A 21,683-nucleotide genomic window follows, 5' to 3' on the forward strand; every position below is an offset into this window, starting at 1 on the left:
CTTGTGAATGACCGATAACTCGACCGCTCAACCCGTCACGCCCCGGATTCCGGCCGATCAATTGCATGCCTATGTGAGGGCGATCTGGGAGCAGGCGGGTAGCACGCCACGCGAAGCGGAACTGGTCGCCGATCATCTGGTGGGGGCGAATCTGACGGGGCACGATTCGCATGGCGTGGGGATGATTCCGCGCTATGTGGCGTCGCTCGCCGACGGCGAGCTTCAACTGAACCTGCACGCCGACGTGGTGAAAGACGTGGGCGCCGTGCTGACTGTCGAAGGCGGCAGAGGCTTTGGCCAGGTGGTGGCGTTCGAGGCCATGGAGCAGGGCATCGGGCGCGCCAAACGCCTCGGCATCTGCGCGGTCGGCTTGCGTGGCGCGCATCACATCGGGCGCATCGGTCATTGGGCCGAACAGTGCGCGCGTGCGGGTCTCGTGTCGTTCCACTTCGTCAACGTGGCGGGCGATCCGCTCGTCGCGCCGTTCGGCGGCGCGGACCGGCGCATCGGCACGAATCCGTTTTGCGCCGCGTATCCGCGGCCCGGCAAGCCGCCGCTCGTGCTCGACTTCGCGACCAGCACGGTGGCGTATGGCAAGACGCGCGTCGCCTATAACCAGGGCAAGCAGGTGCAGCCGGGCGCGCTGATCGATCACGAGGGCCGCGCCACGCTCGAACCCAAGGTCATGCACGAAGCGCCGTTCGGTTCGCTGACGCCGTTTGGCGGACATAAGGGCTTCGGGCTCGCGGCCATGTGCGAGATCTTCGGCGGCGCGCTGTCGGGCGGCTTTACCACGCACTCGACCACGCTCGGCACGACTAACGCGATCATCAACTGCATGCTGTCGGTGATCGTCGATCCGGCCGCGTTCGACGCTCCCGATGCGCAAGCCGAAGCCGACGCGTTCATCGACTGGGTGAAGGCCTCGCCGCTCGCGGCGTCCGCCGACCGTATCTATGAGCCCGGCGAACCCGAACGCGTGACGCGCGCGCAGCGCGAGGCCGAGGGTATTCCCGTGGATGCGGCCACGTGGGCGCAGATTCTCGCCGCGGCGCTCGCCGTCGGAATGAGCGCGGAAGAAGCCGGCCGCTGGTCCGCGCGTCTGCAATAAACGACTCTGATGCAAAGCCGCGGGCGCGATGGGTCGCCCGCGTATTGATCGTGCGAAGCGGATACACCGTCTGTTAGCCCACCCGTCACAGAAAGAATCATTCGCCGCTCATCATTTTCGATTGCATTTTCTAATCGAAGACTATTTCTCTCTCTTGCCAGTCCGGCAAGAAATTCAATCCTCGGCCGTGCGCAAATTGATTCCCGTCGCGCGCCTATTTGTGGGTCAATTTCGCTCATCTTCGGTGCGCAAGCGTTTGCGTCGATGCGACATGCCGCCGAGCGTTCTCTTTCCCGCAGAACGCCTGCTGGCGGGCTTTTGAACGCGGCTTGCATTCATCTGTTGGTTACCCCGCTCCCATCCGATTCCGGTCTGCTTTAGGCTCGCATTGCAATACCAGTGTTTAACCTTAAAAGGACCGATCAAAATGAATCTGCATAACCATCACGCCTGCCGTCCGTTCCTCGAAGCCGGCAATCTTTCGCAAATTTCGGCTTACTACGAAGAAGGCCGCAACGTCATGTGGATGATGTTGCGGGCGCAGCCGCGTCCCTGTTTCAATCTCGATCTGGTCCATGACATCCTGGAACTCGCGCAGGCAGCACGGGAGTCGGGATTGCCGATCGATTTCTGGGTCACCGGTTCGTTGATTCCGACCATGTACAACGTCGGCGGCGATCTGGATTTCTTCGCGGATGCGATCCGCGCTGGCAAGCGTCAGGCGCTGATGTCCTATGCGCGGGCCTGTGTGGATTGCGTGCACGCGGCGTCGCGGGGATTCGACACGGGGGCGATTTCGATCGCGATGGTGGAGGGCACGGCACTTGGTGGGGGCTTCGAGGCCGCGCTGGCGCATCACTTCCTGCTTGCGCAGACCGACGCACGGATGGGCTTCCCCGAGATCGCGTTCAATCTGTTCCCGGGCATGGGCGGTTATTCACTGGTGGCGCGCAAGGCCGGCATGCGGCTCGCGGAGGAGCTGATCGGCGTCGGCGAATCGCATACGGCCGAATGGCACTACGGCAAGGGTCTGGTCGATCAGTTGTTCGAACCCGGCGAAGCCTATATGGCGACCCGTACTTTCATCGACACGCTCAAGCCGAAAATGAACGGCATCCGGGCGATGCTGCGGGCGCGTCAGCGCGTGCTGCAACTCTCGCGCGCCGAGCTGATGGAAATCACCGAGGATTGGGTCGACGCCGCCTTCACGATCGAGGAGAAGGATCTCGCCTTCATGGAGCGGCTGGTGATGCTGCAGAACCGTCGTACCTCGAACCTGCGTCAGACGGCGAGCGCTGCCAACTTCGCCTGAACTGACCGGGGGTCGACCACAATAAGCCGCAAGGGGGGGCGGCGCCGGAAGCTCAGGCAATCAGCCTGAGCTTCTGTCTAGCCTGCAACCAGCGCTCGAATTCAGCCGCCGGCATGGCCTGGCCGTACAGGAAGCCCTGCACGTAATCCACGCCCAAGCCCTTCATGAACACTTCTTCCGACTCGGTCTCAATCCCTTCGGCGACCACCTTGAAATTCAACTCTTGCGCGACGGCCACCATGGAGCGCACCAGTGCCTGCGCTTTTTTGTCGGCGTTGATCGAGCGCACGAAGCTGCGGTCGAGCTTGATGACATCGAGCGGAATCCGGCCGAGCTGCGAGAGCGACGAATAACCCGTGCCGAAATCGTCCAGATGAACCTGCGCGCCGAGCTGGCGGAACTGCTTGATCAGATCGATCGCGGCCGTTTCGTCTTCAATCAGGCAGCTCTCGGTCAGTTCGAGATCGATCAGGCACGGGTCGAGCTTGGCGTTCTGCAGCGCCTCGCTGAAATGGCGGACCACGGCCGTATCGACCAGTTGCCGCGCCGACACATTGATCGCGATGCGCAGGTTGTAGCCGTCCGCCTTCCATTTGGCGGCCTGTTTCGCGGCCGTTTCCATGACCCAGCGGCCCAGCACGCCGATCAGCCCGGACTCTTCCGCGTAACGGATGAACTCGGTGGGCATGATCTGCCCGCGTTCCGGCGAATTCCAGCGCACCAGCGCTTCGACGCCCTGCACCACACCGGTGGCGAGCGACAGTTTCGGCTGGTAGTGCAGCGTCAGCTGGCCTTCTTCGAGGCCGCGCCGCAGGTTGGTGTCGAGCCACATGTACTCGGCGACGCGGCGGTTCATTTCCGGCGAGAACACGCGGTGCGTGCGTTTGCCTTCGTCTTTGGCGACGTACATGGCCGTGTCGGCCGAACGGATCAGCGATTCGAGGCTGTCGCCGTGTTCCGGATACAGCGCGATGCCGATCGAGCAGCCCGTGTAGACCTCCACGAGCCCGAGGGCGAACGGCGTGCGCATGCGTTCGAGAATGCGCTGCGCGGTGGCTTCGAGTTCGTGCGCCATGCCCTTGCCGGCGAGCACGATGAATTCGTCGCCACCGAGGCGCGCGAGCGTATCGCCTTCGTTCAGGCACTCGCTGATGGCCGCCGACACGTCGCGGATCAGGCGGTCGCCGAAGACGTGGCCGTAGTGGTCGTTGACCTTCTTGAAGTTGTCGAGATCGAGGAACAGCACGCCGACTGCTTCGCCGGGGGCGGCGTCTTCGATGGCGGTGCGGATTTTGTCCTGGATCGCGTTGCGGTTCGCGAGGCCGGTCAGCGAGTCGGTGTTCGCCAGTTCGGTGAGGCGTTCCTGCGCGAGCCGTTCCTCGGTGATGTCGGTGCCCGAGCAGATCAGGAATTGTTCGTCGATGCCGCTGCCGCTCTGGACGAACTTATTGCGGAACAGAAACAGCCGTTCGCCATGCACTGTCTTGACGCGCCGCTCGACCTCGTACGACACGCCGCGATTGAAGAAGCCCGCAATGTTCTGGCTGGAGGCCGCGCCGTCTTCGGTGGACATGAACAACGCCCACACGTTGCGGCCAACGATGTTCTCTTCCTTGACGCCCGTGAGTTCTTCGGCAAGACGGTTGAAGCGCTGTATTCGACCATGCCGGTCGACGATCACGACGACCGAATTCACTTCGGACACGACCTGTTCGGCGAACGAGAGGCCGTGGACCAGATCGCGAGCGACGGATTCGGTGTCGTCATAGGCCGAGGCGGTGCCGGCCCAGCTGTTGCTGCTGAGCTTTTTACCGACGAGATGCAAACGCAACGGTTCGCCGAACAGCCGCACGTCGAGGACAAGATGCGAGGTGACGCCAGTGAGGCAGCGAATTTGCGAAGCCTGCTGAGGATTCAGCGGAATGGCGACATTGGCCGGCACGTCGCCAGTTACGGGCGTGAGTTCAAGCGCGTTGCTGTCGTTCGACAGACGCCAGCATGGGCTGCTTGTGCCGAACTGGGCATATAGCACCTGCTCGTGTTGGTCGTCGTTCATGAGATCCCCGGGCGGTGTGTGCCGGTGGCCGCCTTGAAGGCGGAGTCGGCAAACAGTCTTCATCATACTTAAGACTGTCCCCATTGTAGCGAAGCGATTGGAATTACGGCTTATAAACATTAACGGTCAGTAAGACTCCCGCCTTTAGGCTTTTTTATATCCTTTTTTACGTGTTCTTTTTCGGCCATGCGCAGGCAATTTACGGCAACCCGCGCGCATTCTAATAGCTAAAACCGCCGCGCCAGCCACGTGCGAGCCTTTTCCCTTTCGACGGGAACCGCTTCCAGCGACGGTTCGAACCAGAAAGTCCCCGCCACGAGCGTGGCCGCCACGACGCCGTCGCGATACAGAATCCGGTTTCCTGCTACTGCGGGCACCCGTTCGCCGACCAGCAAAGTGCCCGCGAGATTCAACGGATCGGTCCCGGCGACACAGACAAAAGCACCGTCGTTCGCATGCCGCCGAACTTCTCGCAGGACGGGAATCGCTTCAGGGAGAGCAAATTGTTCGCCGGCGAGGCCATTCACAAAGCGCCCACCGCGAATCACGCCACGCGCTTCGAGCCGCTGAAAAACGCGCAGCAGGTCTCGCCACGGCGGCAGCCACTCGGCTTCGCGTTCGAGCAGACGCCAGAACACCACGCCATAACGGCGCAATAGCGTCATCGCGACATGTTCCAGCACTTCAGGTGGCAATGGCCGGCGGCGCTCCGGCACATTCTCTGTTGCAGCAGCAGCAGCAGCGGCGGTGGGCCGGCTGACCAGCGCCCAGCGTCCCGCGTCGTCCATGCCGCCGATCAGTGCGCTCGACCGCGCGCGCCGGTTGCTGGAAAACGCGTTGCGTTTGGCGACCGGCTTCAGCAGGGCGCGCAAGCCGGCGAAACTGTCGGAGTTCACGAGACCCGCGGCTACCAGTTCGCCCAGCGCGCTCTCCAGTTCCATACGCAATACGCGAACTTCGGCGAGCAATTCGTCGAAGAACATCGCGCCGTGTTGCGCGAGCGCGTCATACACGCTTTGCGCGCGCGCCGACAACTCCGGTTGCTTCGACGGATCGAGCAACGCGCTCCACACGCGCACTTGCGCACGCGGCAGCAGCACGATCGGCGTACTGCGGATCGGCCCGGTAGCGCCGCGCGCGCGTTCCGTCAGGCGGGTCCAGACTATCTTGCCGGCCCGGCATAGTTCGTCGAGCGAAGTATTCGCGTAGGCCTTCACGCGCGCGGGCAGAATGTCTTCCTCCCACGCGCCCGCCGCGGCCTGGAATCCTTCGAGCTGTTCGAGGACTGCGGCCAGCGCGTCGCGCCCCTCGCTGCGCGTGTCCGGCGTCAGATGCTGCCACTCGAACAGAAAACGCATGAAGTCGTGCCGTTCCACCGGCCCGATTTCGCGCCGTAAGCGTTTCACGGTGTAACGGTGGATCCGCGCGAGGAGATGTCGTTCGCACCATTCTTCTTCGGTGGCTTGCGGCGTGAAGCGGCCGCGCATCACGTAGCCTTCGGCTTCGAGGCGCATCAGGCTCTGTTCGACCGATGCCGCGGGCAGCGTCAGCGCTTGTGCAATCGCCTGGACCGGCAATGGGCCAAAGCCGGTCAGACGCGCTCGGAGCACGTCGATCAGGGCGTCATCGGCAGTCCAGGTGTCCGTGTAGCCTTTCGGCGCGGTGAGCGGCGGCGCAAAGCGGGCGTCGGGATAGAGCGACTGAAAACAGGTGAGGCGTTCGACGGGCAGCCACACGGCGGAGTCACCGGCGAACTGCAGGCGGGTGGCGCGGCCGGAGTCGGCCAACGACGCGAGCCAAGCCGGCCAGCCTTCGTTGCGGCGCGCTTCGGTCTCGGTGACGCAGGCAAGGCCGGTCAGCGCTTCGTGCATCTCGTCGGCGTTGCGCGCCTGCGGCCACGCTTCGTCGCGCACATTTTCGATGGCTTCGGCATCGAGCGCGCCGAGATCGTCGGCACTCGACGGATCGGTCCAGCGGCGGTTCAGCACGGCTTGCGTGCGGCGTTCCTCGATCGGCGCGTCGTCGAGATAGGCGTACGGTTTCGCGTTGAGGATTTCGGCGGCGAGCGGCGAGGGCGCCGGCAAATCGCGCGCGACCAGTTGCACGTCGCCCTGTTCGATACGGCGCAGCAGCGCGAGCCAGCGTTCGCTGTCCATTGCTTCGTGCAAACAGTCGTCGACGGTTTGGTCCACTAACGGATGATGCGGCAGTTCGCGTTCGCCGACCACGTTCTCAAGACACGCGGCCTGTTCGGGAAACACGTTCGCCAACAGATCCTCGCTGCGCATGCGCTGCAATTGCGGCGCGGTCTTGCGGCCACCGGTGTAGCGCGGCAGGCCGAGCGCGGTGGTCGCGTTCCAGCGCCAGCGCACGCCGAACAGCGGCGCATCGAGCAGCGCCTGAATCAGCAGATGCTCCGCGCTGTTCGAATGCAGATAGCGCCACACGTCGTCCAGTACGAAGGCATGGCTGCCGGTCAGCGACAGCACGATCGCGTCTTCGGTGGCGGCGGCTTGCAGTTCGAAGTTGAAAGTCCGGCAAAACCGCTTGCGCAGCGCGAGGCCCCACGCGCGGTTCACCCGGCTGCCGAACGGCGCATGAATGACGAGTTGCGTGCCGCCGGATTCGTCGAAGAAACGCTCCATGACCAGCGTGTTTTGCGTGGGCAGCACGCTGAGCGCGGCGCGCGCACGGGCGAGATAGTCGACGATCTGGCGCGCGGCGGCTTCGTCGAGTTGCAGATTGTCGACCAGCCAGTCGATCGCGTGGTCGATGCGGGCGGGGAGGGTTTCGACTTCGGCGCCGCCTTCGTCCGCCGCCGCGTTTTTTTCGGCGAGAAGACGCCCGATCTGTTCGCGCAAACGCGCGACGCCGAACGACAGTTCGTCGCTGCGCCCCGGCGCTTCGCCGAGCCAGAAAGGAATATTCGGCGGCTGGCCTTGCGCGTCCTCGACTCGCACGCGCCCGCTCTCGATCCGCAGAATCCGGTACGACGCGTTGCCGAGTTGAAACACGTCGCCGGCCAGACTTTCTACGGCGAAATCCTCGTTGACGGTACCGATATTGATCGCCTGCGGTTCGAGCACCACGGCATAGTCGGCATTTTCGGGAATCGTGCCGCCCGACGTGACCGCGACCAGCTTGCCGCCGCGGCGGCCGCGCAGCGTGCCGCTCACCACGTCGCGATGAACGTAAGCGCCGCGCGGACCGTTGCGGCTCGTGTAGCCTTCGACGAGCATGCGCAGCACGGCGTCGTACTGCCCACGCGTCAGGTCTGCGTACGGGGCGGCGCGCCGCATGAGATCGAACAGCGCGTCCTCGTTCCATTCGGCGCTCGATACTTCCGCGACGATCTGCTGGGCGAGCACATCGAGCGGCGCACGCGGAATGCGCAGCGCGTCGAGCTCGCCGCGCCGCACGCAATCGAGCAGCGCGGCACATTCGATCAGATCGTCGCGCGAGTTCGGAAATAGCCTGCCTTTAGGCATCCCGCCGACATGGTGGCCCGAGCGTCCGACCCGTTGCAGGAACGGAGCGATCGCACGGGGCGAACCCATCTGGCAGACCAGATCGACGTCGCCGATATCAATGCCGAGTTCCAGCGAAGCCGTGGCGATCAGCACGCGCAGTTCGCCGCGTTTCAGGCGCTGCTCGGCGTCGAAACGATGCTCTTTCGCGAGGCTGCCGTGATGCGCGGCGACCACGTCCTTGCCTAACCGCTCGGTCAGATGACGCGCGGCGCGCTCGGCCATGCGGCGCGTGTTGACGAAAATCAGCGTGGTGCGATGCATCGCCACCAGTTCGGCGAGACGATCGTAGACGCGCTCCCACACCTCGTTGGGCATCACCGCTTCGAGCGGCACGGGCGGGATTTCGAGCGCGAGATCGCGTTCGCGAATATGACCCACGTCGACGATCGCGCAATCGGCGGGAATGCCGCTGTCGATACGGCCGCCGCCCACCAGAAAGCGCGCCACCGCGCTTACCGGCTTTTGCGTCGCCGACAAGCCGATCCGCGGCAAGCGTCTTTGGCATAGCGCGTCGAGCCGCTCCAGGCTGAGCGCCAGATGGCTGCCGCGCTTGCCGCCGGCGAGCGCGTGAATTTCATCGACGATCACCGTGCGCACGGTCGAGAGCATACGGCGGCCGGAGTCCGAACCGAGCAGCACGTAAAGCGACTCCGGTGTCGTCACGAGAATATGCGGCGCGCGCTTCTTCAACGCGTTGCGCTCCTGCTGCGTGGTGTCGCCGGTCCGCACGGCGGTGCGGATATCCAGCGGCGGCAAGCCGCGCGCGTCGAGTTCCGCAGCGATGCCTTGTAGCGGCAGTTGCAGGTTGAGGCGGATGTCGTTGGAGAGCGCCTTCAGCGGCGACACGTAGACCACCAGCGTTTCGTCGGGCAGTGCGCCGCCGTTGGCGAGGCCTTGCTGGACCAGATCGTCGAGCGCGGACAGGAACGCGGTGAGCGTTTTGCCCGAACCCGTCGGCGCCGCCACCAGCGTGGAGCGGCCGCGACGAATCTGTGGCCACGCGGCGGCTTGGGCGTCGGTCGGCGCGGGGAAGGTCTTGAGGAACCAGCTCGCGACCGCGGGATGGAAATCGGCGAGCGCGCCGGCCGTCGAGAGACCGATGGCGGGCGTTGCGACGGATGCGGCGGCGGGCGCCGCGCCCAAGGCAGCAGTAGTGGAAGCCGAAGTCATGCTTGCATAGTTGGGGGCGGGGCGTGCCATATCCAGAGGGCGGCGAAAGCAGCTGGTTGCAAGGATCAGGAATCAGTCTGGCAGGTTTCCTCCGGTCTTGCCGACGGCTGCAGGTCGGCATTTATGTCGCGATCGAAAGCCGCGCTGCGGAAATTTTTGCCGCGTGACGCGCGCCTGGGTCACGCGCTGCCGGATTCCGCCAATTGCAGTACTCTCTACGCCTCACCCATCCACGAACCACGATGGAGTCTCGACGATGCGATACAACCAGTTGGGCCGTACCGGTGTGTTTGTTTCAGAGCTATGTTTGGGCACGATGACCTTCGGCGGCGGCGGGGGCATCTGGAAGCAGATCGGCGATCTGCAGCAGGGGGACGCGGAGCGGCTGGTCGGCCGGGCGCTCGACGCGGGCATCAATTTCATCGACACCGCCGACGTCTACTCGGAGGGTCTGTCCGAACAGATCACGGGCCAGGCGCTGAAAAACCTCAAGGTGCCGCGCGACAAAGTCGTGGTAGCCACCAAGGTCTTCGGCCAGACAGGCGAGTTTCCCAATGCGCGCGGCGCTTCGCGTTATCACATCATCGACGGCGTGAAGGCGAGCTTGAAGCGTCTGCAACTCGATCACGTCGACCTGTATCAGATCCACGGTTTCGATCCGGCCACGCCGATCGAGGAAACCATGCGCGCACTCGACACGCTGGTGCAGCACGGCCATGTGCGCTATGTGGGCGTGTCGAACTGGGCCGCGTGGCAAATCGCGAAAGCGCTCGGCATTTCCGAGCGCCTTGGGCTCGCGCGCTTCGAAACGCTGCAGGCGTATTACACGCTGGCGGGCCGCGATCTCGAACGTGAACTCGCGCCGATGCTGCACAGCGAAGGCCTCGGCCTGATGGTGTGGAGTCCGCTCGCGGGCGGGTTGCTGAGCGGCAAGTATGGGCGTGAGCAGCAAGGCGAAGCGGGCAGCCGTCGCACGACGTTCGATTTTCCGCCGGTCAATCGCGAGCGCGCTTATGACTGTATCGACGTGATGCGCGATATCGCCGAGGCGAAGCAGGTGTCGGTCGCCCAGATCGCGCTCGCGTGGCTGCTGCATCAGCGGGTCGTGACGACGGTGATCGTCGGCGCGAAGAAGGTCGAGCAGCTCGACGACAATATCGCCGCGACCGGCGTCTCGCTTACCGCGGATGAGCTCGCGAAGCTCGATCAGGTCAGCACGCTACCCGCGGAATATCCGGGCTGGATGCTGGAACGTCAGGGCGAGCCGCGCCGCAAGCAGCTTGAAGAGGCGCGGCATCCGGCGGCGTAGTGGCAGCGGTTAGCGAAAGCAGCCGCAGCCAACCGGGCGGGCTGCGCGCCGTGTGGGAAGAACACGGGCTGTGAACGCGGTGCCCGGCGCAGTGCTCAATCGCGGCATCCTGCCGACGGGGAACAGCGGGTCGATGAGCGCAACGGGGCGCGAATGTCGGAGCGGACGCCTATTCGGCTGCCGCTCCGGCCACCTGCGCCGCTTCAGCTACACAAGCATCTCGCGGTGCCGCCGCTCATTCCGCAGCAGCCTGCGCCGCATCAGCCGCCTGCACGGTATAAGCCGCAGCGGCATCCATCGTGCGAGCCGAGTACACCATCGCGGCGCCGGCATTGATGGCGACCGCCACGCCCAGCGCTTCGGCGATTTCCTCGCGCGTCGCGCCATGCTTGAGCGCTTCGGCGGTGTGCACGGTAATACAGCCGTCACAACGCAGGCTGACCGCCACGGCGAGCGCAATCAGTTCGCGCGTCTTGGCGCCGAGCAGGTCCTTCTTCTGGCCGGCGGTCGAGAGCGCCTGATAGCCCCTGACGGTATCCGGCGACAGCTTGGCAATCTCACCGATACGGCCGACCAGTTCCTGACGGTAATCGATCCAGTTCAACATGGCAGTGCTCCTTGGTCTGATGCGCGTCGGCGGGTGCCGGCGTCGTGAGACAAGTATTGCGCCGCTCCGCGATATCCTGAATACTCGATTCGCTCAACTTTTAGCGCGATCGTCTCATGGATACGCTCAGCCGACTGATCGACCTTGCCCGGCCCCAGGCCAGCCTCGATCTGCGTTGCCTGCTTTCGGGCGCTTTCGATATCGATCATGGCCCGCTGGAAGCGGGCATTGCCCCGTTTCATCTGGTGCTGGACGGCGCATGCGTCGTCGAAACAGCCGACGGCGCGCAGCGTGCGTTACGCGCGGGCGACTTCATGCTGTTTCCGCGCGGCGCGGCGCATCGTGTGCGCGATGTCCAGCGCTCGGCCGCCACTGCACCGTTGACGCAAAGCCATGACGGCATGCTGCCTTTGCGACGCAACGACGGCCACGACGACGCGCGCATCCCTGCCGACCTCGATCTTCTCTGCGGCCGCTTTGTCTACTCGCCCGGTTCGTCGGCGTTGCTGCTGAACGCGTTGCCCGATCCGTTCCATGTCTCGCTGAGCGGCATGGAAAGGCTGGGCTCGTTGCAAACGGTGATCGGACTCATGCGCAGCGAGGCCGAACGACGCCAGGCGGGCGCGCTCGCGATCGTCACTGCCTTGAGCCACGCGCTGCTCGCCATCGCGCTACGGGTGCACGGCGAGCAGAACGCATCGGCCTCAGGCGTGCTCGCGCTGCTTGCCGACGCGCGCCTCGGTGCTTCCGTGCAAGGCATGCTGAGCGAGCCCGAACGGGCATGGACCATCGCCGAGCTCGGCGATCTCGCCGCCATGTCGCGCGCGACTTACGCGCGTCATTTCAATGAGCGCGCGGGCATGACGGTGATGGACTTTCTCACGCAGATCCGCATGACCATCGCGTGCGATCTGCTGCGCCGCACGCAGCGCAGCGCCGCCGAGATCGGCGAGGCGGTGGGCTATCAATCGGAGGCCGCCTTCGGCAAGGCGTTTCAGCAAAGTGTCGGCGTGCCGCCGGGACGCTACCGGCGTCGTCCGCAAGAGAACGATGGGGCGGAAAACTAGTTACGGCTTGCCCGGTTTGCCGAACCAGCGACGCTCGATCCACGACATCAGAAAGGCCACCAGCAACGCGCAGATCGTGCCGAGCGTCACTTCGCCGAGGCGCATCAGGGCTTTGTCCCACGCGGGCCCCATGCCCGGCACCAGCAGCATGATCGTCGCCGTAATGCCGCCGAGACGTGCCGCGCTGCCGACGTTCAGGGTCCAGCACAGGGCAATCGCCACGCCCACCGTCGCCGCATAGGCCGCGAAATAGCCGGCGCCGAACGTGGCGCCCAGCAGTCCGCACAAGCCGCCGACCATCGCGCCGATAAACTGGTCGCGCGACAGGTTGCGGGTGTCGACATAGCTATGCTGGCTGACCGCGATCGCCGTGATGGCGGCCCAGAAGCTCTGCTCGGTATGCAGCAGGCGGCCGATGGCAACCGCGAGACTCGCGCCGGCGACCGCCTGCACGGCCATGAAGCTACCTTCGATCAGGCGCTCGCCGAGCGGCAACGACTTGAGAAAGGCAAACAGCGAGTTGGCGGCGCTCGCCCGTGCCGTGCGTCGGGAATCGTCGGGTGGGGTCATCGAATGTGAGAAGCCTTGTTGCAGCATGAAGGTCCCGTATTCTAGCGACTCCAATTGACGGTCGAGCTAACCTTCATGACTGCGCAGCCGGCGATACCAGCTCATCAACGGTGTCGCCGAGACCCCGTGAATTACCACGGACGCCGCGATCACCGCCAGCGTGAGCGGCACGAGTGGGGCGACGTCGGCAGCGGCGCCGTTTTCGAGTGCGTACGCGAGGTAGTAAAACGAACCGATGCCGCGTATGCCGAACCAGCTCATCAAACGGCGCTGCGTCGGCGTCGCGCTCGACCCGAGCAGCGACAACTCCACCGATACCGGCCGCACGAGCACGAACAGCGCGGCGGTTAGCGCGATGGTTTGCCAGGTAAAGAGCGGCGTGTGCATCGTGGCGAGCACGTTGCCGACCATCGCCATGACGGCGACCTCGGCGATGCGTTCGAGTTCGATCGTGAAGCCGAGCACCGACTCCGTCATATACGCGTGCGCCTTGCTTGGATTCGCCGCGGTCGCTTCGACGTCTTCGGAATCGACGGTGCCGATGGTCTTGCGAGGCGACTCGCCGCCGCTCGCGCGATGTTCGACCCGGCGCATCGCAACGCCGGCCGCGAACACGGCCAGAAAACCATAGGTATGCGCGAGCTGCGCGGCGCCGTACGACAGCACGATCAAACCAAGCGCGAAGAAACCCTCGAGCCCAAGCGCCTGCGCGTGGCGGGTGCGCAGCCATGCCACCGCGTGGGTCGTGGCCCAGCCGAGCGCGCCGCCGATCGCGATCGCGCCCGCCACGCCCCACACGATGCTGCCCGCGAGTGCCAGGCTCAACAGATCGCCCGCGTCGGCGGCGGGCGCCGCGCATAAGGCCAGGCCGAGCATCGCGAAGGGCAGTGCGATGCCGTCGTTCAGCCCGCCTTCGCCTGAGAGCGCGAAGCGCAGCAGGTCGTGGTCGCCGGGGTTGTGCACTTGCACATCGTGGGCTAGCACCGGGTCGGTCGGCGCGAGGATCGCCGCCAGCAGCAAGGCCGGCCCCCAGCCGAGATGCAGGACATACACACCGAACAGCGTCAGCAGCGGAATGGTCGCGAGCATCGCGAGGAAGCCGAGACGCAGCGGCACGGTCCAGAGTTTTTCGAGCATGCCGAGCCGAAGCCGCAGGCCGATGGCAAACAGCGAGACGAGCAGCGCGACTTCGGTGACGATACGCAGCAGACGCGCGTCGGCGATCATATCGAGGCGCAACAGGCCGATACCGGGCGGCCCGAGAAAGTAGCCGATCGCGAGATAAACCATGGCGGCGCTGACGGGCAGCCGCCGTAGCGTCGTTGCCGCAAGGCCCATGAAAACGAGCACGGCGCCAACGATGAGAAACCACAAAGTTTCGTGCATGAGCATCCGGTGAGGGCCCGCATGCGCGTGCTGCATGAGTGGCCGGTTGAAGAAAGGTGCGCCCGGACGCGTCAGTCACTGACGCGTCATTTAAGGCGCGCGTCCGAATGCTTCGCGCAGCTTGCGCTTCGCTTGCTGCAAGGTGTCGCGGCGCGCTTTCGGCAGGTTCCTGCCGGCGCGATTGATATAGAAGTTCAGCATCGACATGGCCGACTGGAACGGCGTGCCTTTGCGGCGGCGGCTTTTCGTGGACGAGCGTTTGAGCGATTGTGCGATCGACTCCGCGCTGCCGGTTTTGAACACATCGTGCTCGATATCCATCGCGTCACTGGTTTCCATCACGTGATGCGACCACTTCTTCGGACTGCTGGCGCGATGCGCCGCGTGTGCCTGAGCGTGCCGCTGGCGCGGCGGCCGGCCCGACTTGCCGCGCGCAACGGGGCGTTTGGACTTGCTGGTGGGTTTCCGGGTGGCCAAGATGCCGCCTCCTCATCGGGTCGTGCGCGCGCTGATCGCGCTTATTGTGCGCTCAAAGTGAATCGCGCCGGCTGCCGCGATGGCGGCATGCCGGCGCATCGGTATCAGCACGCGGTGGCGGCTTACGGCCACGCGCGCCCACCATGAGCACGCGTTACAACTTCAGCCCGCCAGCCTCCGGCGCGTCCGACGACGCGGGCGGAATGTCGCCCACGCCGTAGTCGTCGCGACGCGAATACGAGTCGCGGCCCCAGTAGGGCTCGCTGCCGTAGTACTGATGCACGGACGTGGCCCACGTCTGGTCCGCCATGGATGGCCAGTGATCCTTGTCGAAGCCCGGTGCGTTCTTCACGCGTTCCGCAGTCATGTTCAGCACGAAGCACTTCCGGCCGGTATCGAGCGTCAGTGCATGCCATGGAATGGCGAGCAACTTGTCGCCGATGCCGAGAAAGCCGCCGCTCGAGAGCACGGCATACGCAACGCGGCCCGAGCCGACGTCGAGCATGATGTCCTTGATCTTGCCGATGTCCTCGCCGTCGGTGCTTAGCACCTTGTTGCCGTCGAGAGTGGACGCGGCCATCACGTCCGGGCCCGGGCCGTCCACGGTCGCGCTGCCCTCGCCGACGATCTGGGCGCCCTGATCTTGCCGCATGCCGGCTTGCGTTTGTGTCTGGTTCAGCATGATGAGGCTCCTCTACAGGTTAGGTGTGTGCAAGATTAAGCAACCGGCGTTCCTTCATGCGTCGGAAGGCATGCACCCAATGCCGCTGTCGGTTACGCATGCTCGCGAATGCGTGCGTTTGCACGGAGCATGCGTGGAACGTCACGCTAAACGCGTAAAGCGTGCTGACGCGATTGAAAATATTTCGTCCGGATAGAGGAGGACAACTGAGGAATAGGCGTTGGTGAGCTGGGCGGCGACGAGTTACGCGGTCAGGATGGCGACATGCCCTTGCCATGAGGCATAGCCCTTGCGGGATGTTCAACCAGCAGCGCGAACAATCACATACGTGCGCTGTCCATCTATCCTCGGAGACTTTGATGAAACATACAAAAGCATTGCTGGTGTCGGCACTCCTCGCGATGTCGGGCGCGGCGTTCGCACAAGCGGGTGGCGGCAACGGTAACGGCGGCGGCGGGGGCACCGGCGGCTCGGGTAACGCTCACGGCGCGGCGACCGCGGCACCGACCACGGATGGACAACCCACCTCGGGAGCGATGAGTTCCAGTGGCTCCAAATCGCATCACATGTCCAAGTCGAAGACCAAGAAGCCGATGGCCGATTCGACCAATACGCCGGGCGCGGACGCAAGCAGCGCGACGAAAGGTCAGTGAGCGCGCGGTGAAGCGGCGGGGCCAACGTGACGAGTCAAGAAGTGCGACGACCCCCTGAACTGTGATCTTTCTAAGGCGCCGTCTGTTTCGCCGCACGCGACGCACCCGCCGCGCGCCCGCCCGCAACCCGAGGTGCAGCCGCTCGCCGTGCAGCTTGCGCACCAGTCTTCGCGTCGACCTTCGCGGCCATCGCTTTGCGCACCACGCGCGACTTCTTCAGCAAACTCGTGATCGAATCGTCGATGCTCTCCGCCATCGCCGATTCGCGCGCCTTGCGCCCTGTCGCGCCCGCCTGCCGCGCGAGCTTCGCCGCGCGTTTGTCAGCCTGAGCGAGCAGCGTAGCTAACGCGACTTCGTCCACTCTCAGCCCGCGGCGCGATTCAGCGGGCGCGAGGCGCTGCAATTCGTCCGCTTCGAACGATCTGATCACCGCCGGGTGAATGTAGCAACGCTTGCATACGGCCGGCGTATTGCGCAGTAATGCTGCCACATCCTTCACGGTCGCGACGATATGACGGCGCGCTTCCGCCGCACTGCTGCACATCAGGCGGCGCAGCGCGGCCAGGGCATAGACGCTGCCGGCCCACGTGCGATAGTCCTTGGCCGTGAAATCCGCACCGCTCGCGCGGCGCAGATAGTCGTTGATATCGGCCGAGCCGACGGTGCGGCGCGTGCCGTCATCGTCGAGATACTGGAACAGGTCGTGGCCTGGCAGTTCGGCGCAACGCCGCACGATACGCTTGACGCGCGGATTGTTCACCGTCACGTCGTGTTCGATGCCGCTCTTGCCGCGAAACCTGAAGCGCAACCGGCCGGCTTCGATCTTCACGTGCTTCTTGCGCAGCGTGGTCAAACCATACGACTGGTTATCGCGCGCATATTCGACGCTGCCGATGCGAATCAACGTCGTATCAAGCAGCTGCACGATCGCGGCGATGACTTTGTCGCACGGCATGCCCGGCAGATTCAGGTCGCGCGCGACACGGGCGCGGATCTTCGGCAACGCGTGGCCGAACTCGGCCATTCGTTCGTATTTGTCGGCGTCGCGCGTTTCACGCCAGCGCGGGTGATAGCGGTATTGCTTGCGGCCGCGCGCATCGCGGCCGGTCGCCTGGATATGGCCGCGCGCATCCGGGCAGATCCACACGTTTTCATACGCCGGCGGAATGGCGAGTGCGTTGATGCGTTTGATTTCGTCTTCATCGTCGATGCGTTTGCCCGCCACGTCGAAATACACAAAGCCGCCTTTTTCGCGCTGACGCGTGATGCCGGGTTTCGTGTCGTCGGCATGGCGCAAGCCTGGCGGCATGGCGGCAGGCGTGGCCTGTTTTGCGCTGTCGTCGTCCGTGCGCTCAGGGCGGCGTTGAATCGGAGTGGTGGTGGCAGCCATCGTCGCAGGTAGAAATTTCAAGCAAAAGGCGCGTGACGCCGGTGACCGTGCCTGCAAGCAAAGGCAATGCCCGGCGCTGGCGTTGGCACGGCGTGGATGGTTGCTTCGGGTTGCTTCGCGGCTGAGCGGAACAGTCCTTGCGAACGCTCGCTATGGGTAATGAACGAACCGAATTGACCAAGGAGAGCGCCATGAGCAGCACCCTGAATCCTGATGAAGAGCCGCAACAGGTCGTCAAACAAACCGCCGGCACGACCGGCGCGCTCGGCCCAAGCGATTCGTCCGATAGCGGCAGCGACGTCGCCGGTGCGAAGCGTCATGAGTTCGACGTGGATACCGAACTGGACAATCACGCGCTCGAAACCGGCGACAGCGAACTCGGCAGCGATACGGATCGTGCCGGCACAGGCGAGCGCGCCGCTGCCGACGGCGATTCGACACTGGTGCCGAATGCCGATATCGAGCCCGACCGGGTTATCGACCCGCTGGCGAACGACGATGACGGCCTCGACGATGACCCGCAAGGTCTGTAACCCCGGTTTCCGGCCGGTATTCGATGAGCGTATGGCCGGGCAGGTCAACCGGGCGCGTGGGCACGTCTTTTGCTGACCGAAGGCTAATGAAGAAGGGCCGAGTCACGCAACACGCCCGGCCCAGCGCTTAAACGCCGGAGCGTACGTATTTCGCTTCGATGTATCCGTCGACCTGGGAGAAAGTGCATGAAATTCCGGTATTCCCTACAAGCCATGACTGTCGCGGTGAGTTTGAGCGCGGCGTCCATCGGCATGGTCTACGCGCAAGCGAGCGACGCCCCGGCGAGCGATGCGCCGGTCAGCGGCACGAAGCTTTCGCCCGCCGATCAGCAATTCGTGCAGGACGCCTCGCAGTCCGACGCCACCGAAATCGCGGCCAGCAAGGTCGCGCTGAAGAATTCCAGCGATCCGCATGTGAAGAAATTCGCGCAGCAGATGATTACGGATCACACGAAACTGTCGCACGCGATGGCGGCGCTCGTCTCGCAGAAGGGCTTCACCTCGACGCCGTCGGCGGATTCCGCGCTGGTCGGCAAACTCCAGACGCTCAAGGGCAAGGAATTCGATCAGGCCTACGTCGAGCAGGTCGGGGTGGAAGCGCATCAGCGAGCGGTCGATCTGTTCCAGCAGGAAAGCACCAGCGGCACCGATGCGCAACTCAAGGCGGCGGCCCAGCATGCGCTGCCGACCATCAAACATCATCTCGCGATGGCGCAGCAACTCGCCGGCGCAATGAAGGGTTCGCCATGAACGCGATCCTGCCGCGGCCGGCCTATGAGGATTCCCTTATGCAGATCACTTTTTCCGACGACAAGCCGGTCTTCGACGGAGCGAATCTGACCGTGCGCTTTATGGCGCGGGTGGACGGCGATCCGGTCGTATGCACGATTACCGCCGAGGCGCTCGAGGATCATTTCGGCGCCGATTCCGCCCTGGAAGCCACACTGATGTCGGCCTTCGACAAAGGCCGTCAACGTATCCGTTCGGTTTGCGCGGAAGCACTCGACCAGAACGACGGTGAAGGCGTAGTGTTGCATAGCGGACTGTTCCGAGTGGAAGGCATGGAACCGGATCGCGGCACCACGGCGTAGTGCCGGCGCGTGCCCTCGCTCGCTCGCGTGCGCTGTGCGGCGCGGCGAAATGCGGCGGCATGGTCCGCAAACGCTATCCAACGATGCATGGAGGCCTCATGTCACTCATCGTCGCAGCACGCTTTACGACTTTTCCCGCCGCAGAAGACGCGGCGGCAAAGCTCTTCAACGCAGGTTTCGTCGAGGAAGACGTCACGCTGTTCTTCGTCAATCCGCGCGGTCAGCATGCGCGTTATCCGATCGGCGGCGACACCGGCACCGATGCCGGCGCGAAGGATGCGCCCAAAGGTGCCGGCATGGGCGTCACGATCGGGGCGGTAGTCGGCGCCGTGGTGGGCGTCGGGATCTTCGCGGCGTTCTCCGCGCCGATCATCGTATCGTTGATAGCGGCGGGTGTCGGCGCGTATGTCGGCTCGCTGATCGGGGCGATGTTCCGTACGCGCGACGCCGGCCACGCGGGCCATCGTTCGGCATTCCATGAGGAGACGCGCGATTCCGGTGTGCTGGTCGCCGTGCACGTCTCGCCGGACAATCAGTTCGATGCCGCGCGCGTGCTGCGCGAAGCCGGCGGCTCGGCGATCGAGCGGGCGAGCGGACGCTGGCAGCAGGGGCGCTGGGCTGACTTCGATCCGTTGAAAAAACCGGTGCCGCTCGGCGAGTTCAGCGAGAAGAGCGCTTGAGTCGTTGAATGTTTTCGTTGCGGTAATTAGCAGAACGGCCCGACATCAATCGGGCCGTTCTTTTGTGCCTGTCTTTTTGTGCCTGTCTGGCAGTACGCAAACCTCTGCTCAAACCCAGATTTGCGGCGCATCACGTTGCGGCTGGGGTGCGCGATCCACCTGACGTTTGTCGCGCGTCGGCTCGCAAGCGGCCGGCACGAATCCATCATGCGTCACGCCGCACGAAGGCGACGTAGCCTGCGCATTCGAGGACGGCGCTTCCTGCGCCAGCACGTGTTCGCGAATCTGCATTACGGCCGCCGAGCTGATGATCGCGACGGCGGCCAGAAATTCTGCGCTTCTGATCTTCATGGTGGTACTCCCTGTCGTTGTTGGCTGCCTATTGTTTTCAATGCATTGGCACGTCTTGCAGTGTGTTGTTGCGTTGCACGCGTGCTGGGGCGGAGCGTATTAAGCAACCGCTGTGCCATCGACCGGAAGCCCGCTGTGCGGGGCTTTGCCAGCAATCGCGACGCGTGGCGGCGGGCAACATTTACGCGTGTTGGCAAGATTGGACGTGCCCGTCGACGCAGCGCGCAAACGTCCATAGCGATGTGCGCCGGGCACGCCTCGTGCGGATAGATCGATGAACTCCATCGTCGGAGGGCGAGCGCCTCGCAATAGGACAACCCATCTCCGGCGGCAGATTCCATGACTAACGAAACCCTTGGAGGTATTGAATGGCTACGAACGTTGTTTCCGTGCTGAACGATCTGGTCGAGACGTCGAAGGATGGCGAGAAGGGCTTTCGCAAGGCAGCCGATGATGCGCACGACGCGCAGCTGAAAACGCTGTTTCTATCGCGTGCCGAAGACTGCACGCGCGGCGCGCGCGAGTTGCAGGACGTGGTTCAAGGACTGGGTGGCAAGCCCGAAACGGGCGGCAGCATGAGCGGCGCGCTGCATCGCGGCTGGGTCGACGTGAAGTCGGCCGTGACGGATCGCAGCGACCACGAAATTCTGGCCGAATGCGAGAAGGGCGAAGACGTCGCGAAGAAGCGCTATCACGATGCACTCGAAAAGGAGTTGCCGGCGGATGTGCGGGCGATCGTCGAGCGGCAGTATCAAGGCGTGCTGCAGAATCATGACCGCGTGCGTGATCTGCGCGATCAATATGCGGCGGCGAAGCGTTAAGAGCAGGTGAGCAATCGGCGCTCGACAGGGCGCCGGTTGTTTGTTGCCCGTACTCGATTGCAACGGGCTCAATTCCATACCGAGCCGCACGTAAAAAAGCCATCCGCAATGCGGATGGCTTTTGTGTTTCCTGAAGCAGGAGTTCCGGGAAACGCCAACCGAGGCCGACGCTTCCCGGACAGACCGGCCGATTTTAGTCGGCGGCGATCTTCAGATGGTTCTTCACGCTCGACACACCCTTCACGGCCTCTACGACTTCCCCGGCCGCAGCCTTGTCGTCGGCGGAAGGCACCGTACCCGTGAGCCACACCACGCCCTTGCGGGTCTTCACGTGGATGTGCGTCGACTTGACGTTCGTCGCGGCCAGCAGATCCGCCTTGGCCTTAGTGGTGATGGCGCCGTCGTCGACATGCTGGCCGACGGTTTCCGATGCCGCCGACGGAGCGCTGCTCTGCGCCATGGCGTTCGTAGCGTTCAGTGCGAAAGCGACACAAGCGATGCTACCTGCGGTCTTCAGAAGTTGGATGGTCTTCATGGTTTCTCCTTCGGGTGTTGATGAAAATTGCGGTCTTGTTGCCTGCGGTCGATCGCGGTCGAAACCGCTGATGACACGCGTGGGATCGTTGCCGCTACGGTTCCGTCAGGGCCCGTTATCGACACCGGCCGACGGTCTGTGCATGCGTTTCGCTTCCGTGTTGCTTCTGCGTTTCGCGTGCAAAGACCGGCGTCCGTCCACATAGTGCAAGGACGCAAGCGGTGTGCCCGACATGGCGGCAAAAGACTGCCATCACGGAAAAGCCGTTACGACACAGGTATTTAGGCTGAGGAATAAGACGTCGCGAAGCATCGACGCAAGGCGGGACGGCTCGCGGCGGCAGGGACCGGAA

The 21,683-nt window shown here is 64.1% G+C and carries 20 protein-coding genes; 10 read left to right on the plus strand and 10 right to left on the minus strand.

All coding sequences use genetic code 11. The features are described from left to right. The first annotated feature begins 7 nt into the window (after positions 1–7). The gene (locus HF916_RS18250) at positions 8–1,111 is read left to right on the plus strand and encodes a malate/lactate/ureidoglycolate dehydrogenase (protein WP_168790264.1); all 1,104 of its coding nucleotides are present in this window, start codon (positions 8–10) and stop codon (positions 1,109–1,111) included. 427 nt (positions 1,112–1,538) lie between these two features. Then, on the plus strand, positions 1,539–2,423 hold the full coding sequence (locus HF916_RS18255) for a crotonase/enoyl-CoA hydratase family protein (protein WP_168790265.1): 885 nt from the start codon (positions 1,539–1,541) through the stop codon (positions 2,421–2,423). 52 nt (positions 2,424–2,475) lie between these two features. On the opposite strand, the gene pdeR is transcribed toward HF916_RS18255, so the two are convergent. Both pdeR and HF916_RS18265 read right to left on the minus strand, forming a co-directional pair. After that, on the minus strand, positions 2,476–4,479 hold the full coding sequence (gene pdeR, locus HF916_RS18260) for a cyclic di-GMP phosphodiesterase (protein WP_168790266.1): 2,004 nt from the start codon (positions 4,477–4,479) through the stop codon (positions 2,476–2,478). Positions 4,480–4,706: 227 nt separating this feature from the next. Next, positions 4,707–9,179 carry a DEAD/DEAH box helicase gene (locus HF916_RS18265; protein ID WP_240975578.1) on the minus strand — a complete coding sequence of 1,491 codons (4,473 nt, stop codon included), beginning with the start codon at positions 9,177–9,179 and terminating at the stop codon, positions 4,707–4,709. A gap of 256 nt (positions 9,180–9,435) precedes the next feature. On the opposite strand from HF916_RS18265, the gene HF916_RS18270 reads away from it, so the two are divergent. Continuing rightward, a complete protein-coding gene (locus tag HF916_RS18270) occupies positions 9,436–10,488 on the plus strand; it encodes an aldo/keto reductase (protein WP_168790268.1) in 1,053 nt (350 codons plus the stop codon). A gap of 235 nt (positions 10,489–10,723) precedes the next feature. Here HF916_RS18270 and HF916_RS18275 read toward each other — a convergent pair whose 3' ends face one another. After that, positions 10,724–11,095, minus strand: a complete 372-nt coding sequence (locus tag HF916_RS18275; RefSeq protein ID WP_168790269.1) for a carboxymuconolactone decarboxylase family protein — start codon at positions 11,093–11,095, stop codon at positions 10,724–10,726. 116 nt (positions 11,096–11,211) lie between these two features. Here HF916_RS18275 and HF916_RS18280 point away from each other — a divergent pair, with 116 nt between their 5' ends. After that, a complete protein-coding gene (locus tag HF916_RS18280) occupies positions 11,212–12,162 on the plus strand; it encodes an AraC family transcriptional regulator (RefSeq protein ID WP_168790270.1) in 951 nt (316 codons plus the stop codon). On the opposite strand, the gene HF916_RS18285 is transcribed toward HF916_RS18280, so the two are convergent. From HF916_RS18285 to HF916_RS18300, 4 genes are all read right to left on the minus strand, one after another. Beyond that, complete coding sequence (locus HF916_RS18285; RefSeq protein WP_168792058.1) at positions 12,163–12,732, minus strand: FUSC family protein; 570 nt, start codon at positions 12,730–12,732, stop codon at positions 12,163–12,165. It lies immediately after the preceding gene. 66 nt (positions 12,733–12,798) lie between these two features. After that, positions 12,799–14,118: a cation:proton antiporter gene (locus HF916_RS18290; protein WP_168790271.1), complete on the minus strand. Its 1,320-nt coding sequence runs from the start codon at positions 14,116–14,118 to the stop codon at positions 12,799–12,801. Positions 14,119–14,208: 90 nt separating this feature from the next. Beyond that, positions 14,209–14,595 (minus strand): DUF3175 domain-containing protein, encoded by a 387-nt coding sequence (locus HF916_RS18295; RefSeq protein ID WP_168790272.1) that lies wholly within the window; start codon positions 14,593–14,595, stop codon positions 14,209–14,211. A gap of 154 nt (positions 14,596–14,749) precedes the next feature. Next, positions 14,750–15,277: a PRC-barrel domain-containing protein gene (locus tag HF916_RS18300; protein WP_168790273.1), complete on the minus strand. Its 528-nt coding sequence runs from the start codon at positions 15,275–15,277 to the stop codon at positions 14,750–14,752. 359 nt (positions 15,278–15,636) lie between these two features. On the opposite strand from HF916_RS18300, the gene HF916_RS18305 reads away from it, so the two are divergent. Next, entirely contained in the window at positions 15,637–15,930 is a 294-nt protein-coding gene (locus tag HF916_RS18305) for a hypothetical protein (protein ID WP_206001908.1), read from the plus strand. A 70-nt stretch (positions 15,931–16,000) separates the two neighbouring features. On the opposite strand, the gene HF916_RS18310 is transcribed toward HF916_RS18305, so the two are convergent. Further along, entirely contained in the window at positions 16,001–17,320 is a 1,320-nt protein-coding gene (locus HF916_RS18310) for a DNA topoisomerase IB (RefSeq protein ID WP_168792059.1), read from the minus strand. Between the two features lie 191 nt (positions 17,321–17,511). Between HF916_RS18310 and HF916_RS18315 the strand changes: the two genes are divergently transcribed. From HF916_RS18315 to HF916_RS18330, 4 genes are all read left to right on the plus strand, one after another. Continuing rightward, on the plus strand, positions 17,512–17,853 hold the full coding sequence (locus HF916_RS18315) for a chemotaxis protein (RefSeq protein WP_168790275.1): 342 nt from the start codon (positions 17,512–17,514) through the stop codon (positions 17,851–17,853). Between the two features lie 186 nt (positions 17,854–18,039). Continuing rightward, on the plus strand, positions 18,040–18,603 hold the full coding sequence (locus tag HF916_RS18320; protein ID WP_168790276.1) for a DUF4142 domain-containing protein: 564 nt from the start codon (positions 18,040–18,042) through the stop codon (positions 18,601–18,603). Next, a complete protein-coding gene (locus tag HF916_RS18325; RefSeq protein ID WP_168790277.1) occupies positions 18,600–18,944 on the plus strand; it encodes a DUF1488 domain-containing protein in 345 nt (114 codons plus the stop codon). The genes HF916_RS18320 and HF916_RS18325 overlap by 4 nt, the downstream gene beginning before the upstream one ends. Positions 18,945–19,042: 98 nt before the next feature. Beyond that, a complete protein-coding gene (locus HF916_RS18330; RefSeq protein WP_168790278.1) occupies positions 19,043–19,624 on the plus strand; it encodes a hypothetical protein in 582 nt (193 codons plus the stop codon). Between the two features lie 108 nt (positions 19,625–19,732). Here the strand turns inward: HF916_RS18330 and HF916_RS18335 are convergent, their stop codons facing one another. Continuing rightward, on the minus strand, positions 19,733–19,975 hold the full coding sequence (locus HF916_RS18335; RefSeq protein ID WP_168790279.1) for a hypothetical protein: 243 nt from the start codon (positions 19,973–19,975) through the stop codon (positions 19,733–19,735). A 368-nt stretch (positions 19,976–20,343) separates the two neighbouring features. Between HF916_RS18335 and HF916_RS18340 the strand changes: the two genes are divergently transcribed. Then, entirely contained in the window at positions 20,344–20,796 is a 453-nt protein-coding gene (locus HF916_RS18340; protein WP_168790280.1) for a PA2169 family four-helix-bundle protein, read from the plus strand. A gap of 193 nt (positions 20,797–20,989) precedes the next feature. On the opposite strand, the gene HF916_RS18345 is transcribed toward HF916_RS18340, so the two are convergent. After that, positions 20,990–21,331, minus strand: coding sequence for a BON domain-containing protein (locus HF916_RS18345; RefSeq protein WP_168790281.1), 342 nt, complete (start codon positions 21,329–21,331; stop codon positions 20,990–20,992). Positions 21,332–21,683 lie beyond the last annotated feature (352 nt).

Source organism: Paraburkholderia aromaticivorans (assembly GCF_012689525.1).
GTDB classification, from domain to species: Bacteria; Pseudomonadota; Gammaproteobacteria; order Burkholderiales; family Burkholderiaceae; genus Paraburkholderia; species Paraburkholderia aromaticivorans_A.

Excerpts from the sequence above, each read along its gene's own strand:
- HF916_RS18250 (WP_168790264.1), top strand. The coding sequence starts at position 8 with ATGACCGATAACTCGACCGCTCAACCCGTCACGCCCCGGATTCCGGCC.
- HF916_RS18255 (WP_168790265.1), top strand. The coding sequence starts at position 1,539 with ATGAATCTGCATAACCATCACGCCTGCCGTCCGTTCCTCGAAGCCGGC.
- pdeR (WP_168790266.1), bottom strand. The coding sequence starts at position 4,479 with ATGAACGACGACCAACACGAGCAGGTGCTATATGCCCAGTTCGGCACA.
- HF916_RS18265 (WP_240975578.1), bottom strand. The coding sequence starts at position 9,179 with ATGACTTCGGCTTCCACTACTGCTGCCTTGGGCGCGGCGCCCGCCGCC.
- HF916_RS18270 (WP_168790268.1), top strand. The coding sequence starts at position 9,436 with ATGCGATACAACCAGTTGGGCCGTACCGGTGTGTTTGTTTCAGAGCTA.
- HF916_RS18275 (WP_168790269.1), bottom strand. The coding sequence starts at position 11,095 with ATGTTGAACTGGATCGATTACCGTCAGGAACTGGTCGGCCGTATCGGT.
- HF916_RS18280 (WP_168790270.1), top strand. The coding sequence starts at position 11,212 with ATGGATACGCTCAGCCGACTGATCGACCTTGCCCGGCCCCAGGCCAGC.
- HF916_RS18285 (WP_168792058.1), bottom strand. The coding sequence starts at position 12,732 with ATGACCCCACCCGACGATTCCCGACGCACGGCACGGGCGAGCGCCGCC.
- HF916_RS18290 (WP_168790271.1), bottom strand. The coding sequence starts at position 14,118 with ATGCACGAAACTTTGTGGTTTCTCATCGTTGGCGCCGTGCTCGTTTTC.
- HF916_RS18300 (WP_168790273.1), bottom strand. The coding sequence starts at position 15,277 with ATGCTGAACCAGACACAAACGCAAGCCGGCATGCGGCAAGATCAGGGC.
- HF916_RS18305 (WP_206001908.1), top strand. The coding sequence starts at position 15,637 with ATGAAACATACAAAAGCATTGCTGGTGTCGGCACTCCTCGCGATGTCG.
- HF916_RS18310 (WP_168792059.1), bottom strand. The coding sequence starts at position 17,320 with ATGGCTGCCACCACCACTCCGATTCAACGCCGCCCTGAGCGCACGGAC.
- HF916_RS18315 (WP_168790275.1), top strand. The coding sequence starts at position 17,512 with ATGAGCAGCACCCTGAATCCTGATGAAGAGCCGCAACAGGTCGTCAAA.
- HF916_RS18320 (WP_168790276.1), top strand. The coding sequence starts at position 18,040 with ATGAAATTCCGGTATTCCCTACAAGCCATGACTGTCGCGGTGAGTTTG.
- HF916_RS18325 (WP_168790277.1), top strand. The coding sequence starts at position 18,600 with ATGAACGCGATCCTGCCGCGGCCGGCCTATGAGGATTCCCTTATGCAG.
- HF916_RS18330 (WP_168790278.1), top strand. The coding sequence starts at position 19,043 with ATGTCACTCATCGTCGCAGCACGCTTTACGACTTTTCCCGCCGCAGAA.
- HF916_RS18335 (WP_168790279.1), bottom strand. The coding sequence starts at position 19,975 with ATGAAGATCAGAAGCGCAGAATTTCTGGCCGCCGTCGCGATCATCAGC.
- HF916_RS18340 (WP_168790280.1), top strand. The coding sequence starts at position 20,344 with ATGGCTACGAACGTTGTTTCCGTGCTGAACGATCTGGTCGAGACGTCG.
- HF916_RS18345 (WP_168790281.1), bottom strand. The coding sequence starts at position 21,331 with ATGAAGACCATCCAACTTCTGAAGACCGCAGGTAGCATCGCTTGTGTC.